13 protein-coding genes are annotated in these 16,619 nt (G+C 64.5%); 11 read left to right on the top strand and 2 right to left on the bottom strand.

Annotation, left to right across the window (positions count from 1 at the left end):
- Positions 1 to 137 precede the first annotated feature (137 nt).
- Complete coding sequence (locus U5A57_RS25080; RefSeq protein ID WP_158760584.1) at positions 138 to 935, bottom strand: GntR family transcriptional regulator; 798 nt, start codon at positions 933 to 935, stop codon at positions 138 to 140.
- Positions 936 to 1,536: 601 nt separating this feature from the next.
- Here U5A57_RS25080 and U5A57_RS25085 point away from each other — a divergent pair.
- From U5A57_RS25085 to acnA, 5 genes are all read left to right on the top strand, one after another.
- Entirely contained in the window at positions 1,537 to 2,523 is a 987-nt protein-coding gene (locus U5A57_RS25085; protein WP_158760585.1) for a malate dehydrogenase, read from the top strand.
- A gap of 210 nt (positions 2,524 to 2,733) precedes the next feature.
- A complete protein-coding gene (locus U5A57_RS25090) occupies positions 2,734 to 3,759 on the top strand; it encodes an HpcH/HpaI aldolase/citrate lyase family protein (protein ID WP_321914326.1) in 1,026 nt (341 codons plus the stop codon).
- A gap of 287 nt (positions 3,760 to 4,046) precedes the next feature.
- A complete protein-coding gene (locus tag U5A57_RS25095) occupies positions 4,047 to 4,565 on the top strand; it encodes a hypothetical protein (protein ID WP_321914327.1) in 519 nt (172 codons plus the stop codon).
- 22 nt (positions 4,566 to 4,587) lie between these two features.
- A complete protein-coding gene (locus tag U5A57_RS25100; RefSeq protein ID WP_321914328.1) occupies positions 4,588 to 6,039 on the top strand; it encodes a bifunctional 2-methylcitrate dehydratase/aconitate hydratase in 1,452 nt (483 codons plus the stop codon).
- 76 nt (positions 6,040 to 6,115) lie between these two features.
- A complete protein-coding gene (gene acnA, locus U5A57_RS25105; protein ID WP_321914329.1) occupies positions 6,116 to 8,833 on the top strand; it encodes an aconitate hydratase AcnA in 2,718 nt (905 codons plus the stop codon).
- Positions 8,834 to 8,933: 100 nt separating this feature from the next.
- On the opposite strand, the gene U5A57_RS25110 is transcribed toward acnA, so the two are convergent.
- Positions 8,934 to 9,536 (bottom strand): response regulator transcription factor, encoded by a 603-nt coding sequence (locus U5A57_RS25110; protein WP_321914330.1) that lies wholly within the window; start codon positions 9,534 to 9,536, stop codon positions 8,934 to 8,936.
- A gap of 177 nt (positions 9,537 to 9,713) precedes the next feature.
- On the opposite strand from U5A57_RS25110, the gene U5A57_RS25115 reads away from it, so the two are divergent.
- The 6 genes from U5A57_RS25115 to U5A57_RS25140 all read left to right on the top strand — a co-directional run bounded on the left by U5A57_RS25115 (position 9,714) and on the right by U5A57_RS25140 (position 16,593).
- Positions 9,714 to 10,433 carry a TetR/AcrR family transcriptional regulator gene (locus tag U5A57_RS25115; protein WP_321914331.1) on the top strand — a complete coding sequence of 240 codons (720 nt, stop codon included), beginning with the start codon at positions 9,714 to 9,716 and terminating at the stop codon, positions 10,431 to 10,433.
- Positions 10,430 to 11,380: an HlyD family secretion protein gene (locus U5A57_RS25120; protein WP_321914332.1), complete on the top strand. Its 951-nt coding sequence runs from the start codon at positions 10,430 to 10,432 to the stop codon at positions 11,378 to 11,380. The genes U5A57_RS25115 and U5A57_RS25120 overlap by 4 nt, the downstream gene beginning before the upstream one ends.
- A complete protein-coding gene (locus U5A57_RS25125; protein ID WP_321914333.1) occupies positions 11,377 to 12,330 on the top strand; it encodes an ABC transporter ATP-binding protein in 954 nt (317 codons plus the stop codon). The genes U5A57_RS25120 and U5A57_RS25125 overlap by 4 nt, the downstream gene beginning before the upstream one ends.
- Positions 12,327 to 13,469, top strand: a complete 1,143-nt coding sequence (locus tag U5A57_RS25130) for an ABC transporter permease (protein WP_321914334.1) — start codon at positions 12,327 to 12,329, stop codon at positions 13,467 to 13,469. The genes U5A57_RS25125 and U5A57_RS25130 overlap by 4 nt, the downstream gene beginning before the upstream one ends.
- A 16-nt stretch (positions 13,470 to 13,485) precedes the next feature.
- Positions 13,486 to 14,997, top strand: coding sequence for an efflux transporter outer membrane subunit (locus U5A57_RS25135; protein WP_321914335.1), 1,512 nt, complete (start codon positions 13,486 to 13,488; stop codon positions 14,995 to 14,997).
- Positions 14,998 to 15,117: 120 nt separating this feature from the next.
- Positions 15,118 to 16,593, top strand: a complete 1,476-nt coding sequence (locus U5A57_RS25140) for an amidase (protein WP_321914336.1) — start codon at positions 15,118 to 15,120, stop codon at positions 16,591 to 16,593.
- Positions 16,594 to 16,619 lie beyond the last annotated feature (26 nt).

The raw sequence follows: 16,619 nt of genomic DNA on the forward strand, positions 1-16,619 counted from the left end.
ACTATGTGTTAACACTAATTCGCAATTTTAGCGCCTTTTCATATCGCGCTGCAGCGAAATCCACGTCGGGTACGGCGGTGGTGCGCGCAAGCAAAGGCACTCTGGGGAAGGGCTGCGCGTCTTTCGCGCGGCGCTCGTCAACTCAAATCATTCTGATAGTAGTACCCGGTTGTGACATACCATCCGCGGCGTACCTCGACCGGCCGGTCTCCATAGGTATAGGACACCCGCTCGACCGATAGCAAAGGAAAACCCGCCGGCACCTTGAGCAGATCGGCCACGGTAGGCTCGGCGGCCACGGCGCGGATCTTCTCGGTCGCGCGTATCATGCGCGTGCCGAACTCCGCCTCGAACATGGCGTAGAGCGGGCCTTTGTAGTCGGCGAGGCGCTCGCTCGTCAGGCCGCGGAACACACCGCCCGGCAACCAGATTTCGTCGAGCACGGTGCTTTCGCCATCGAACTGCAGCAGACGCCGGATCAGCACCACCGGGTCCGAGGGCTTGAGGTCGAGCTGGCGCGCGATCTCGGCCGAAGCGCGCAGGCGCCGGCACTCGAGCAGCTTGCTCACGTGCGGGTGCTCCGCGCCGTCATCGGCGAGCAACCTGAGGAAGCGAAACTGGGCGCGCTCTTCGTTGTGCGTTGCAACAAAAGTGCCCTTACCCTGACGGCGCACCAGCAGATTGTCGGCAGCCAGTTCGTCGATCGCCTTGCGTACGGTCCCCTGACTCACCTTGTAACGGGCGGCCAGTTCGACTTCGCTGGGGATGATTTCACCGGGCTTCCACTCGCCGGACTCGAGGCTCTGTGTAATGAGCCCCTTGATCTGCTGGTACAGCGGACTGAAGGTCGGGGACGGGGGCACCGCGGGCGCAGACGCTGGAACCCCGCTCTCGGGAGCGGTGGAATTCGCGTTGCTGGCCGGGTTTGCACTCATGGCGCGCATTTCAACATAAAGCCCCCCACGCATCAAGCGTTTTGCCTGCAATAGTTATGTCTTATATAAGACATAAGATACTGTTGACTTTGACCCTGACGACTCCTACACTCCCGATCGAGCAAGGGTTTGCGGGCAGGCTGCATGCTAATTTCAGGACATGAAACCGGCATGACGAAGAGGAGCCGCCGGCGGCATCCACCTCGTGGCGAATGCGCTGCGAGCCGCCTTGCACGATGCTGTTCCCTCACGCAGTAAACGCAGTAGAGGTTTCATCCGCCCAGCCGGCACGCGCGAGTCATCGCGCGCCGCGCATCTGTGGGAGAGCCCGAGCGAGCTGTTGCAGGAGTCGGCACACGCGAAGCGGCCAGCGTCCGGCGTCCCTCGAAGGGCGCTCCGTTCACCTCTTGCCATGTTGCACAGGTTACCGGCACGGCGGTCCGCGCCGGCGGCGCACGCGTCACGGCTTGTCAGTCATTGTTGTTCCAGTGAAGCGCGCACGCCAGCGAGAAAGACCGCCGGTTTCACCTACGCTTCGTGTATCGCGCATATAGAATGGCGTTTTACCCTGGCGTCTAACGCATCATCCTGGAGATTTTCAATGGCTAAGCCCGCAAAGCGCGTTGCCGTCACCGGCGCCGCAGGTCAGATCGCTTACTCCCTGCTGTTCCGCATTGCGAATGGCGACCTGCTCGGCAAGGATCAGCCCGTCATCCTGCAACTGCTTGACCTTCCGCAAGCGCAAGCCGCCGTCAAGGGCGTCGTGATGGAACTGGACGACTGCGCATTCCCGCTGCTCGCGGGCGTGGTCATCACCGACGACCCGAAGGTCGCGTTCAAGGACGCCGACGTCGCCCTGCTGGTTGGCGCACGCCCCCGCTCGAAGGGTATGGAGCGTAAGGACCTGCTCTCGGCCAACGCTGAAATCTTCACGGTTCAGGGCAAGGCGCTGAACGACGTCGCCAGCCGCGACGTGAAGGTGCTGGTCGTCGGCAACCCGGCCAACACGAACGCCTACATCGCCATGAAGTCGGCTCCGGACCTGCCGAAGAAGAACTTCACCGCCATGCTGCGTCTGGACCACAACCGCGCGCTCTCGCAACTGGCCGCCAAGTCGGGCAAGCCGGTCGCTTCGATCGAGAAGCTCGCCGTGTGGGGCAACCACTCGCCGACGATGTACCCCGACTTCCGTTTCGCCACGGTCGACGGCCAGTCGCTCAACGCGCTGATCAACGACGACGTGTGGAACCGCGACACGTTCATCCCGACGGTCGGCAAGCGCGGCGCTGCGATCATCGAAGCGCGCGGCCTGTCGTCGGCAGCGTCGGCCGCCAACGCAGCCATCGACCACGTGCGTGACTGGGTTCTCGGCACGAACGGCAAGTGGGTCACGATGGGCATCCCGTCGGACGGCTCGTACGGCATTCCCGAAGACATCATCTACGGCGTGCCGGTGACCTGCGAAAACGGCGAATACAAGCGCGTGGAAGGCCTGGAAATCGACGCGTTCTCGCGTGAAAAGATGGACGGCACGCTGAACGAGCTGCTCGAAGAGCGCGAAGGCGTGGCTCACCTGCTCGGCAAGTAAGCCTGCTGTATGAACGGAACGCGCGATTAACGCCCGTTCCGTTCTGCTTTATGGGCGCGCGGGGCTAGCTCCGCGGGCCTGAGTGGGCCGACCTGCGCGGGCCGCCCCAGGCGGCCCCCCCGACGCGGGCCGCCCGATCCGCATGCGCCTTGCTCGCAGGACGCATCCGAATCCGGTATCTCCTACAAAACTCGACTCCCGACGCCGAAGATGCGCGCCATGCTCCCAGCCGAAGTGCTGTTTGACGGCGAAGCGCCGCCTGCCATCCTGCCCGCATGCGACCACTACGCTGGCAGTGAGAAGCTGATGCTCAAATCGCTCGCGCTGCAGCAGCAGTTGGGCCCGGTATTCGACATCACGCTCGACTGCGAAGACGGCGCGCAGGTAGGCCGCGAGGCCGAACACGCCGAGCTCGTGGCGTCGTTCATCGGCGGCGAGCACGACCGCTTTGGCCGCGTTGGCGTGCGCATCCACGATTTTCATCACCCGCACTGGCGCGACGACGTGCGCATGATCCTGCGCGCCGCCAAACGTGCGCCGGCCTTCATCACGCTGCCGAAGATCCGCGCCGTGGGCGACGCCGCCGAAATGACGGCCTTCATCGAAGCCACGCGCGTCGAGATGGGCATCGACACGCCCATTCCCGTTCAATTGCTAGTCGAAACGCACGGCGCGCTCGCGCGCGTATTCGACCTCGCTGCGCTGCGCGGCGTCGAGTCGCTGAGCTTCGGCCTGATGGACTTCGTCTCCGCGCACGACGGCGCCATTCCCGACACGGCCATGCGCTCGCCCGGCCAGTTCGATCACCCGCTCGTGCGCCGCGCGAAGCTCGAAATCGCGGCCGCGTGCCACGCTTTTGGCCGCGTCCCCTCGCACAACGTGAGCACGGAAGTGCGCGACATGGAAGTGGTGGCGAACGACGCGCGCCGCGCGCGTAACGAGTTCGGCTACACGCGCATGTGGAGCATTCACCCGGCGCAGATTCCCGCGATCGTGGCCGCTTTCGCGCCGCGCGACGAGGAAATCGCCCTGGCCGCCGAAATCCTGCTGGCCGCGCAGCACGCACAATGGGGTCCGACACGCCACGGCGACACGCTGCACGACCGCGCGAGCTACCGCTATTACTGGTCCGTGCTGCGCCGCGCGCGCGCCACCGGCCGTGCCGTGCCGGCCGAAGCGGCACCGCTGTTCGCGTCGGGCGTCGCTACATCCGGCGAGAAGGCGCAGAAGGCGTGACGTGCGCCACGAACGGGCGCGGAAAACGTTTTCAACGTATTGCGCCAGAGCAGCAACGCGGGGCGCGCACCGCATAGCGCAGCACCGGCAGTCACGCACAGTTACAGGCAGTTACTAGCGAACCAAGGCGCAAACAACACCGGGCCTGAGAAATTGAAGTTCATGGCGATAAATAGGTGAAAATAGCGTCCGCTGCGCGCTTTCGGGGCGCGCGCAGTGCAAACGGCGGTTGCCTGTTCAACCGCGCACTGATCAACCGCATTTAGATAGATAAAGGTTTGACACTCATGAAGAAACTGCTGATCGCCGCTGTCATCGGCACGCTGTCCTCGACGCTGATGCTGGCCGCTACCGACGCCGCCGCACAAGGCACGACCACGACCGAAAAGAAGCCTGCTCCGAAGCATCGCATCATCAAGCGCAAGGCCAATCCGGCCAAGGAAGCGAAGGTCGATCCGGTCCCGGCAGGCTCGGAGCACTGGAGCTGCGCTGAAGGCGTGCAATTCGACCTGAAGGGCGACATGGCGCGTGACCAGATCGTCACCGTTCACTGGGCGAACAAGAACTACAACCTGCCGCGCCAGACCACGACCACGGGCGCCGACCGCTTCCACGACGCCGCCACCGGCCTCGACCTCGTCGTGATCCCGACGAAGGCCATGCTGTTCTCGGACAAGGACAGCTCGCGCCTCGCCGACGAGTGCAAGACCGTTGCCATGCAACAAGGCGCCATGGCGCCGACGCAGGCCAACGCGCTGAACCCGGCCAACCGCGCCGCACCGGCTAGCGGCGCAGCAGGCCAGTAAGCCTCGGCCAGGGACCGCCTCGATGTCCGCCCTGATCTCCAACGTCAGGCCGCATCCGGACCAGGTACTGGTCGATATCGTCGACTATGTGCTGAATTTCCGGGTAGACAGCGCGCTCGCGCTGACAACGGCCCGGCATTGCCTGATCGACACCCTCGGCTGCGGACTCGAGGCGCTCTCCTACCCTGCCTGCACCAAGCTGCTGGGACCGATCGTGCCGGGCACGATCGTCCCTCACGGCGCGAAGGTGCCAGGCACGTCATTCCAGCTCGACCCGGTTCAGGCCGCGTTCAACATTGGCGCGATGATCCGCTGGCTCGACTTCAACGACACGTGGCTCGCCGCCGAATGGGGCCATCCGTCGGACAACCTGGGCGGCATTCTCGCGACCGCCGACTGGCTCTCGCGCACCGCCATCGCTCAGGGCAAATCGCCGCTCACCATGCGGCACGTGCTCGAAGGCATGGTGAAGGCGCACGAGATCCAGGGCTGCATTGCGCTGGAGAACTCGTTCAACAAGGTCGGTCTCGACCATGTGCTGCTCGTGAAGCTCGCCTCGACCGCCGTGGTCGGCCACCTGCTCGGGCTCACGCGCGACGAGCTGATCAACGCCGTCACGCTCGCGATGGTCGACGGCCAGTCGCTGCGCACCTACCGCCATGCGCCCAATACGGGCTCGCGCAAGTCGTGGGCCGCCGGCGACGCCACCTCGCGCGCCGTGCGCCTCGCGCTCATGGCGAAAACGGGCGAGATGGGCTATCCCTCGGCGCTCACGGCGAAAACGTGGGGCTTCTACGACGTCTCGTTCAAGGGACAGCCGTTCAGCTTCCAGCGCCCCTACGGCACGTACGTGATGGAAAACGTGCTGTTCAAGATTTCGTTCCCCGCTGAATTCCACGCGCAGACCGCAGCCGAAGCTGCGATGACGCTGCACGGCGTGCTCGCGCAACGCGGCAAGACGGTTGCGGACATCGAGCGCATCACCATCCGCACGCATGAAGCGGCAATCCGCATCATCGACAAGCGCGGCCCGCTTGCCAACCCGGCCGACCGCGACCACTGTATCCAGTACATGGTCGCCGTGCCGCTGATCTTCGGGCGTCTCACCGCCGCCGACTATGAAGACGAAGTCGCGAGCGACCCGCGTATCGACGCCCTGCGCGCAAAAACGGTATGCGTGGAAGACCCGCAGTTCACGAAGGATTATCACGATCCGGACAAGCGTTCGATCGCAAATGCGCTCACCATAGCGCTAAGCGACGGCACGACGCTCGACGAGGTCGTCGTGGAGTACCCGATCGGCCACAAGCGGCGCCGCGAAGCAGGCATCCCGCTATTGATCGAGAAGTTTCGAATCAACCTCGCGCGCCGCTTCCCCGCGAAGCAGCAGCAGGCGATTCTCGATGTCTCGCTCGACGAAGCACGGCTGTGCGCCCTGCCCGTCAACGAGTACGTCGACATGTATGTGATCTGAGCAATCAGGCAGGTATCCGTGACAGCAGCAAATGAGCAGTAAGCGTTATTTCCGCGATTAAACGAAGGAAAACACTATGGCCCACAATCTCCACAAAACGCTAAAAGATTTCGACAGCGGTTCCGGTAAAGGCAAGTTCTACTCGCTGCCGCAGCTCGGCAAGCAGCTTGGCGTGAAGATCAATCGCCTGCCGGTCTCGATCCGTCTGGTGCTCGAGTCTGTGCTGCGTAACTACGACGGCAAGAAGATCGCGGAAGAGCACATCGAGCAACTCGCGAACTGGAAGCCGAACGCCACGCGCGTCGACGAAATCCCGTTTGTCGTCGCCCGCGTCGTGCTGCAGGACTTCACCGGCGTGCCGCTGCTCGCCGACATCGCCGCCATGCGCGGCGTGGCCAAGCAGGTCGGCAAGGATCCGAAGGTCATCGAGCCGCTCGTGCCGGTGGACCTCGTCGTCGACCACTCGGTGCAGATCGACTACTTCCGCCAGAAGGACGCGCTCGACCTGAACATGAAGCTGGAATTCCAGCGCAACAACGAGCGCTACCAGTTCATGAAGTGGGGCATGCAGGCGTTCGACACGTTCAAGGTCGTGCCGCCGGGCATCGGCATCGTCCACCAGGTCAACCTCGAATATCTCGCGCGCGGCGTGCACAAGAAGGCTGAAGGCGGCGATACCGTCTACTACCCGGACACGCTCGTCGGCACCGACAGCCACACCACGATGATCAACGGCATCGGCGTGGTCGGCTGGGGCGTGGGCGGCATCGAAGCCGAAGCCGGCATGCTCGGCCAGCCGGTGTATTTCCTCACGCCGGACGTCGTGGGCGTCGAGCTGAAGGGCAAGCTGCGCGAAGGCTGCACGGCAACCGACCTCGTGCTGACCATCACCGAAATGCTCCGCAAGGAAAAGGTCGTCGGCAAGTTCGTCGAGTTCTTCGGCGAAGGCACGGCCTCGATCGGCGTGCCCGACCGCGCGACCATCGGCAACATGGCGCCGGAATACGGCGCAACGATGGGCTTCTTCCCGGTCGACGAAAAGACGATCGACTACTTCAAGGGCACGGGCCGAACGGAAGCCGAGATCTCGGCATTCGAGAACTACTTCAAGGCCCAGGACCTCTTCGGCGTGCCGAAGGCCGGCGACATCGACTACACGAAGACGCTCGTGCTCGACCTCGGCACGGTCGCGCCTTCGCTGGCCGGCCCGAAGCGCCCGCAAGACCGCATCGAAATCGGCCACGTGAAGTCGACCTTCACCGACCTGTTCTCGAAGCCGGTCGCCGAAAACGGCTTCAACAAGAAGGCCGCCGACCTCTCCGCCGAATACGCGGCGGGCGAGAAGGTCAAGCTGCACAACGGCGACGTGCTGATCGCCGCGATCACGTCGTGCACGAACACGTCGAACCCGAGCGTGCTGCTGGCCGCCGGTCTGCTCGCGAAGAAGGCCGTGGAAGCGGGCCTGACGGTCGCGCCGCACATCAAGACGTCGCTCGCGCCGGGATCGCGCATCGTCACGGAATACCTGACGAAGACGGGCCTGCTGCCCTACCTCTCGAAGCTCGGCTTCGAACTCGCGGCCTACGGCTGCACGACCTGTATCGGTAACGCCGGCGACCTGACGCCCGAGCTGAACGAGTCGATCGTCAAGAACGACGTCGTCGCGGCTGCGGTGCTCTCGGGCAACCGCAACTTCGAAGCGCGTATCCACCCGAACATCCGCGCGAACTTCCTGGCCTCGCCGCCGCTCGTCGTCGCTTACGCGATCGCGGGCAACATCACGCGCGACCTGATGACGGAGCCGGTTGGCAAGGGCAAGGGCGGCCGCGACATCTACCTCGGCGACATCTGGCCGACGAGCGACGAAGTCAACGCGCTGCTCAAGTTCGCGCTCGACCCGGAAGCGTTCCAGAAGAACTACAGCCAGCTCACGAAGAAGGGCGACCTGTGGAGCAAGATCGAAGGCGAAGAAGGTCAGGTCTACGACTGGCCCAAGTCGACCTACATCGCCGAGCCGCCGTTCTTCGGCAGCGATTTTTCGATGACGCCGTCGTCGGAAGTGCCCGAGATCAAGGGCGCGCGCGCACTGGGCATTTTCGGTGACTCGGTCACGACCGACCACATCAGCCCGGCTGGCTCGATCAAGGAAGACTCGCCCGCAGGCAAGTGGCTGAAGGAAAACGGCGTGCAGAAGGCCGACTTCAACAGCTACGGCTCGCGCCGCGGCAACCACGACGTGATGATGCGCGGCACCTTCGCGAACGTGCGTATCAAGAACCTGATGATCCCGGCAAAGGCGGACGGCACGCGCGTGGAAGGCGGCCTGACGATTCACCAGCCGAGCGGCGAACAGCTATCGATTTACGACGCCGCCATGAAGTACATCGACGCCGGCACGCCGACCATGGTGTTCGCAGGCGAAGAGTACGGCACGGGTTCGTCGCGTGACTGGGCAGCCAAGGGCACGCAGCTGCTCGGCGTGAAGGCCGTGGTCGCACGCAGCTTCGAGCGTATTCACCGCTCGAACCTGGTCGGCATGGGCGTTCTGCCGCTGCAGTTCAAGGGCGCGGACAGCGTGCAATCGCTCGGCCTGACGGGCGACGAGACGTTCGACATCGAAGGCCTGACGGACGACTTCAAGCCGCAACAGGACCTGACGCTCGTGATCCACCACAAGGACGGCAAGGATCAGCGCGTGCAAGTGCTGCTGCGTATCGACACGCCGATCGAAGTCGACTACTACAAGCACGGTGGTATTCTGCCGTTCGTGCTGCGCTCGCTGCTCGCGGCGTAAGCAAGCCGTTTTTTGCAGGTGCCGCGCCCGGCAACGGGTGCGGTCACACTTGGAGCCCGACGCAAGTCGGGCTTTTTTTTCGACCGCGCTTCCGGTTCAGCTATTCGATCAGCTTGTTCAACGTCGCAAACTCGATCAACGCCGCGAGCGACGACACGCCGAGCTTGTCCAGCACGCGGGTCTTATATGTGCTGACGGTCTTATCTGAAAGCCCGAGCCGCCCGGCAATGCCCTTGTTGCTCATGCCGCGCGCAAGGTATTGCAACACTTCGACTTCGCGTGGCGACAGCCCATTGAGCGCCACGTCGCGGCCGCCGCCGCAACTGCCCGCCGGGAAGCAGTCGTAGCCGAGCAGCACTGCCTTGACCACGCCGCACAGCTCCTCGACGCCTCGATTCTTGTTCACATAGCCGTTCGCACCCGCCACGCGCGTGTGATTGGCCATGACCAGCTCGGGCTTCGCAGAGAGCACGAGAATGCGCGCGCCGGGCTGCTTCGCGCGAATGCCTCGGATGACGGAAAGGCCGTCGAGCTTCGGCAATTCGAGGTCGAGGATCACCAGATCGGGATGCAATTCCTGCACGAGACGCAGGCCCTCTTCGCCGTCGCTGCACTCTCCGACCAGTTCGTACTCCGTATTCAGCACGTTGGCGAGCATCTTCAGCACGATGGGATGGTCGTCGATGACAACGATGCGTTTCATTTTTTGTTCCATGGCGGAGTTATTTATTTAAGCCTTCAGCGGGAATCTCACAGCCTGAACGACGCGCCATTGTTTTTGTATAGGAAAGTTCTGAAACGGCTCATGAGGCACCGCCGCAGGGTTAACCCATTGCGCGCGGAGTTTGAATTTAACTAACGCGTGAATTAAAGTAAGACGATGATCACGCGCTCTCGCACCGCCGCCGCTGTGGCGCCCCGCCCGCGCGGCCGGCGCCGCGCCGCCGCCGACCTCGACATGCGCGAGCGGCTGCTCGCCAGCGCCACGCAACTGTTCGGCGAGCAGGGCATTGCGGCCACCACCATGGCGCAGATCGCCGAGGCCGCGGGCGTGACGTCCGCCATGGTTCACTACTACTTCACGAACCGCGAAAAGCTGCTCGACGCCGTGGTCGACGAGCGCATTGCGCGCTCGATTGCGTTCGTGTGGGAGAGTGTGGAGGGCGACGTTGCGCAAGACCCTCACGCGCTCGTGGAGGAACTGGTCGCGCGGCTCTTCGAAGTCACCTCGCGCATGCCCTGGCTGCCGCCGCTCTGGCTGCGCGAAATCGTCAACGAAGGTGGCTTGCTGCGCGAGCGCATGCTCAAGCGGCTACCCATTGAGCATTTACAGCGCTTTGCCGCGCGCATCGGCGAGGCGCAGCGCGACGGCAGCGTGAATGCCGAACTCGAAGCACCGCTGCTCTTCATCTCTATTCTTGCGCTCGTCATGCTGCCGCTCGCGACTTCGAAGATCTGGCAAAGCACGCGCGGCTTTCCGAAAATCGAGCGCGAGGCACTGCATCGGCATGTGAGCGCGCTGTTGAGCGCGGCCTTGCGCCCGGCGCCGCAGGACAAGCGCGGGCGCCGCGCGGCGGCCCGCAAGGAGAACGCGTCATGAAGCTTGGCATGGCCTGCCTGTGCGCCATGGCGTTCGTGCTCGCCGCTTGCTCCCGGCATGAACCGTCCGGCTGGCAGGGCTACGCAGAGGGCGAGTATGTCTACCTCGCGTCGTCGCAGTCGGGCACGCTCACGCACCTCGAAGTACAACGCGGACAAACCGTGGCCGCCAACGCACCTGCCTTCGCGCTCGACGCCGTCGAGGAAGCCGCCGCGCGCGACGAGGCGCAGCATCGGCTCACGGCCGCGCAGCAGCAACTCGCCGATCTCCAGACCGGCAAGCGCCCACCCGAAGTGCGCGTGACCGAGGCGCAGCTCGCGCAGGCCGAGGCGAACGCGCACAAGGCCGCGCTCCAGCTCACGCGCGACGAGACGCAACTGCGCGCAGGCGGCATTGCACAGGCACAACTCGACGATTCGCGTGCGCAGGCGGCCTCCACAGCTGCCCAGGTGCGCGAGCTGCAAAATCAGGTGCGCGTGGCGAATCTGCCGGGGCGTACCGCGCAAATCGCCGCCCAGGCCGCCGACGTCGAGGCCGCGCGCGCCTCACTCGCGCAGGCGCAGTGGCGGCTCGACCAGAAGCGCGTGAGCGTGCCGAGCGGCGGCCTCGTCTACGACACGCTATTTCGTGTGGGCGAGTGGGTGCAGACGGGCAACCCAGTCGTGCAGATGTTGCCACCGCAGAACGTGAAGGTGCGCTTTTTCGTACCGGAGACGATCGTCGGCTCGCTCGCGCCAGGCCGCAAAGTCAACGTGCGTTGCGACGGTTGCGCCGCCGACGTCCCCGCCACCATCACCTGGATCTCGAACGCCGCCGAATATACGCCGCCTGTCATCTACAGCAACGAGAACCGCGCGAAGCTCGTTTTCATGATCGAGGCGCGGCCTTCCACACAAGATGCCGTCAAGCTGCATCCGGGCCAACCGGTCGAGGTGACGCTGCAATGAGCACACCTGATCAATCGGCCGGCGACTACGCCATCGACGTGCGCAATCTCAACAAGCGTTTCGGCAGCAAGCATGTTGTGAACGACGTGTCGCTGCGCGTGGCGCGCGGCGAGATCTTCGGCTTTCTCGGCCCTAACGGCAGCGGCAAGACCACGTCGATCCGGCTCATGTGCGGTCTGCTCACGCCCGATTCCGGCTCGGGCACGTGCCTTGGCTACGACATCCTGCGCGAGAGCGCGCAGATCAAGCGTCACGTAGGCTACATGACGCAGCGCTTCTCGTACTGGGAAGACCTGACGATTCGCGAGAACCTCGACTTCGTCGCGCGTATCTACCAGATGCCGAACCGCCGCGAAGCTGTCGATCGCGCGCTCGAGTCGCTCGGGCTCGTAAGCCGCGCGAGCCAGCTCACCGGCGCGCTCTCGGGCGGCTGGAAACAGCGTCTCGCGCTCGCGGCCTGCATGCTGCACGAGCCCGAACTGCTGCTGCTCGACGAACCGACTGCGGGCGTCGATCCTACCGCGCGCCGCGACTTCTGGGAGGAGTTGCACCGGCTTGCCGCGCAGGGCATTTCGGTCCTCGTGAGCACGCATTACATGGACGAAGCCGAGCGCTGCCACAAGCTCGCTTATATCGCCTACGGCAAGCTGCTCACGCAGGGCACCGCCGCCGAGGTGATCGCCGAACAGAACCTCGAAACGTGGGCGATTCATGGCGAGCGCCTGACCGCGCTGGCGGCGCAGTTACGCAACGCACCGGGAATCGACCAGACAGTGGTGTTCGGCTCCGCGCTGCATGCGAGCGGACGCGATCATGCCGCGCTCGCTACAGCGGTCGCGCACGCGGTGGAGGGCCAGCCGTTGCGCGCCGAACGCATCGACACCGGTCTCGAAGATGTCTTCATCTATCTGATGAGCCATGCCCAGGACAACTACGGAGTGACGTCGTGAGCGCGTCGTTTCCGTTTTCCGTGGCGCGCTGGTGGAGCATCGTGCTCAAGGAGTTCTTGCAGCTCAAGCGCGACCGCATCACGTTCGCGATGATCGTCGGCCTGCCGATCATCCAGCTCACGCTGTTTGGCTACGCGATCAACACCGACCCCAAGCATCTGCCCACCGCCATTGTCGTGGGCGAGGACAGCGTGTTCGCGCGCAGCTTCGTCGCGGGCATGCGCAATTCCGCCTATTTCGACGTGGTCGAAACGCTGCCCGACGAAGCCTCGGCGCGCCGCGCGCTCGCGCGCGGCACGGTGCAGTTCGTGCTAAGCATTCCTGTCGATTTCTCGCGGCGCCTGCTACGCGGCGAAAGACCCTCGCTGCTCGTCGAAGCCGATGCGAGCGATCCCACCGCCATTACCACTGCGCTCGCCGCATTGCCGGGCCTTGTTGGACCCGTGGCCGCGAAAGACCTCACCGGCCCACTCGCGCACCTGAACGGCACGCCTGCCGCGTTCGACGTGCAGGTGCACCGGCTCTATAACCCCGAGGGCATTACGCAATACAACGTGGTGCCAGGCCTCATGGGCGTGATCCTCACAATGACGATGGTGATGATGACGGGCCTTGCCATCACGCGCGAACGCGAGCGCGGTACGATGGAGAATCTGCTCGCCACGCCAGTGCTGCCTATCGAGGTGATGACGGGCAAGATCATTCCGTATGTGGCGATTGGACTGATCCAGGCGACCATCATCGTGCTCGCCGCGCGCTACGTGTTTCATGTGCCGTTCGCGGGCGGTCTCGTGACGCTCTATCTTTCAGCGCTGCTCTTCATCGCCGCGAACCTCACAGTGGGCATCACGCTCTCGTCGCTCGCGCAAAACCAGTTGCAGGCCATGCAGCTGACAATGTTCTACTTCCTGCCAAGCCTGCTGCTCTCCGGCTTCATGTTCCCGTTCGGCGGCATGCCGCGCTGGGCGCAGTGGCTCGGCAATCTGCTGCCGCTCACATATTTCAACCGGCTCGTGCGCGGCATCCTGCTCAAGGGCAACGGCTGGACCGACCTGTGGCCGGCGGTCTGGCCGCTCGCCATCTTCACGGTCGCGGTCATGGCGATCGCCGTGCGCTTTTACCGGCGCACGCTCGATTAGCGCGAGGCCCATCATCATGACGCGCGACGCCGCCTTTGCCTGCCTGCTTGTGCTCACGCTCTCGGGCTGCACCGTGGGCCCCGATTTCCATACGCCAGCCGCTCCCGACGCCACGGGCTGGACGCGTAAGCCCGTGCCCGCGACAACCGCTAGTGCAACAGGACCCGGCGGCGGTGCGCAGACCTTCGCCACGGCGGAACACGCGCCGAACGCGTGGTGGACGCAATTCGGCAGCGCGCAGTTGAACGCACTCGTGGATCAGGCCTTGCGCGCGAGCCCTACGCTCGACTCGGCGCGCGCGAAGCTCGTCGAGGCGCGCGAAAACTACAATGCGCAAGCAGGCGCGGCAAACTTTCCCTCCGTCGATCTGAAGCTTTCCGGCACGCGCCAGAAGGTCGATCTCGCCGCGTTCGGCATTACACAAGTGCCGAATCCACCGCCGTTTACGCTTTACAGCGCATCGGTGAGCGTCTCGTACGTATTCGACGTGTTCGGTGCCAACCGTCGTGCGCTCGAAGCCGCACTCGCCCAGGTCGATTATCAGGCATACGAAATGGAGGCTGCGCGACTCTCGGTGGCCGGCAACGTGGTCGCTACGGCCATACGCCGTGCGTCGCTCCAACGCCAGATCGACCTCACAACGCAACTCGCGCAGACACAGGCACGCCAGCTCGCGATCATGCAAGCGCGCTACACGGCCGGCGGCGCAGCGGAGATCGACGTGCGAAGCCAGCGCACGCTGCTCGCGCAAACACGCGCCTCGCTGCCGCCGCTCGAAACGCAGCGTGACGCCGCGGAGCATCAGCTCGCAACGCTGCTGGGCGTTGCGCCTTCGCAGTTCGCCGCGCCGCTCGACGCACTGGCTCTCGATACCCTGCATCTGCCCGACACGGTCTCGCTCACCGTGCCTTCCACGCTGGCGCGCGAGCGTCCCGACATACGCGCCGCCGAAGCGCTGCTGCACCAGGCTGGCGCGAACGTCGGCGTGGCCACCGCCAATCTCTTTCCACAGATCTCGCTTTCCGCAGGCATAGGATCGGAGCGCACGCACATCGAGGACGTCGTCAACGGACTCAATATCTGGAACCTGGGTCTCGGCCTCACACAGCCGCTGTTCCATGGCGGCGAATTGCGCGCGAAGAAGCGCGCGTCGGAAGCCGCATATGAAGCCGCCTTCGCCGACTATCGTCAGACTGTTCTGCAAGCCTTGCAGCAGGTCGCCGACTCACTGCAGGCGCTCCAGAACGATGCGACCGAACTGCAGGCGCGCGACGACGCCGCCCGCGAGGCGCAGGCCAACGCGGCGATCACACACACTCGCTACAGCGCAGGCGGTGTGAGCGAGTTTTCGCTGATCGATGCACAACGCCAGGCACTCCAGACGATGCTCGATCGCACGCGCGTTCATGCGGACCGGCTAACGGACACAGCAGCGCTCTATCAAGCGCTCGGTGGCGCCCCACTTCCTGCTGTAGAGCCAGCTACAGCGGGCAACGACACATCAGCACCCATTGCACCCGTACGATAGCCTGGCCGCCCCACGCGGCAACCATCTGCCCATAACGGCAACCATTCGTTTCCTTTCGCTTGCGCCGTGCCTGCGCGACAATGACCCTCCCCTTGTTCCATCCGCAAACGAGAGACACGTATGAACCAGGCACAGCCGTCCCCCGCACAACTGTCCCCCAACGATCTCGTCGCGGCCGACGCGCTCCAGCTTTCGGAATGGATACGGCTGCGCAAGGTGTCCTGCCGCGAGGTGATGACCGCGTTTCTCGATCATATCGAGCGCGTGAATACGCCGGCCAACGCCATCGTCTCGCTGCGCGAGCGCGCCACGCTGCTCGCGCAGGCCCGCGAACGCGACACCCAGCTCGCGCGCGGCGAGTACCTGGGCTGGATGCACGGCATGCCGCAAGCGCCGAAGGATCTCACGGCCACGGCCGGCATTCCCTATACGCAGGGCTCGCCGCTGTTCCGCAACGAAGTGCCCGCTGCCGATTCCCTGATGGCCGCGCGCATGCGCGCGCAGGGTGCGATCTTCATCGGCAAGACGAACACGCCGGAATTCGGCCTCGGCTCGAATACCTACAACACGGTCTTCGGCACCACGCTCAATGCTTACGATCCCACGCGCAGCGCGGGCGGCAGCAGCGGCGGCACCGCAGTGGCGCTCGCGCTGCGCATGCTGCCCGTGGCGGACGGCAGCGACATGATGGGGTCGCTGCGCAACCCCGCCGGCTGGAACAACGTGTTCGGGTTCCGTCCGTCGCAAGGGCGCGTGCCTTCCGTGCCCGCCCACGAACTGTTCTTCCACCAGCTCGGCTATGCGGGGCCGATGGCCCGCAACGTGCCCGACCTCGCAATGCTGCTCTCCACCCAGGCGGGCTACGATGCACGCGCACCGCTTTCCATTGCCGAAGATCCCGCGCAGTTCGCGGGCCCGCTCGAACGCGACTTTGGTTGCGCGCGCATCGGTTGGCTAGGCAATTACGACGGCTATCTGCCGATGGAAGACGGCGTGCTCGCACTGTGCGAAACGGCGCTCAAGGACTTCGAATCGATCGGCTGCAAGGTCGAGGCCGCGCGCCCCGACTTCGCCATGGAGCGCCTGTGGCAAACCTGGCTCACGCTGCGCCACTTCTCGTGCGCGGGCACGTTGGGCGCGCTCTATCGCGACCCGGAAAAGCGCGCGCAACTCAAGCCGGAAGCGCAATGGGAAGTGGAAGGCGGCCTGAAGCTCTCGGGCGAAGACGTGTGGAACGCCACGGTCACGCGCAGCCAGTGGTACAACGCGCTGCTCGCCCTCTTCGAGCATTACGACTACCTCGTGCTGCCAAGCGCTCAAGTCTTCCCGTTCGACGCGAGCGAGCATTGGCCGAAGTCGATCGCGGGCCGCACGATGGACACCTACCACCGCTGGATGGAAGTCGTGATTGGCGGCAGCCTTGCCGGACTGCCCGTGATCAGCGTGCCTGCGGGCTTCAATGCGCAAGGCCTGCCGATGGGGCTGCAGGTGATCGGCAAGCCGCAGGCGGATCTTTCGGTGCTGCAACTCGCCCATGCGTACGATCAGGCCACGCATTGGGTCAAGCGACGCGTGCCGGCGCTGCTTCAGGCGTAACGCGCGGAAACTAAAAAGGCAGCGCC

It is taken from the genome of Paraburkholderia sp. J11-2, assembly GCF_905220185.1.
GTDB lineage: Bacteria > Pseudomonadota > Gammaproteobacteria > Burkholderiales > Burkholderiaceae > Paraburkholderia.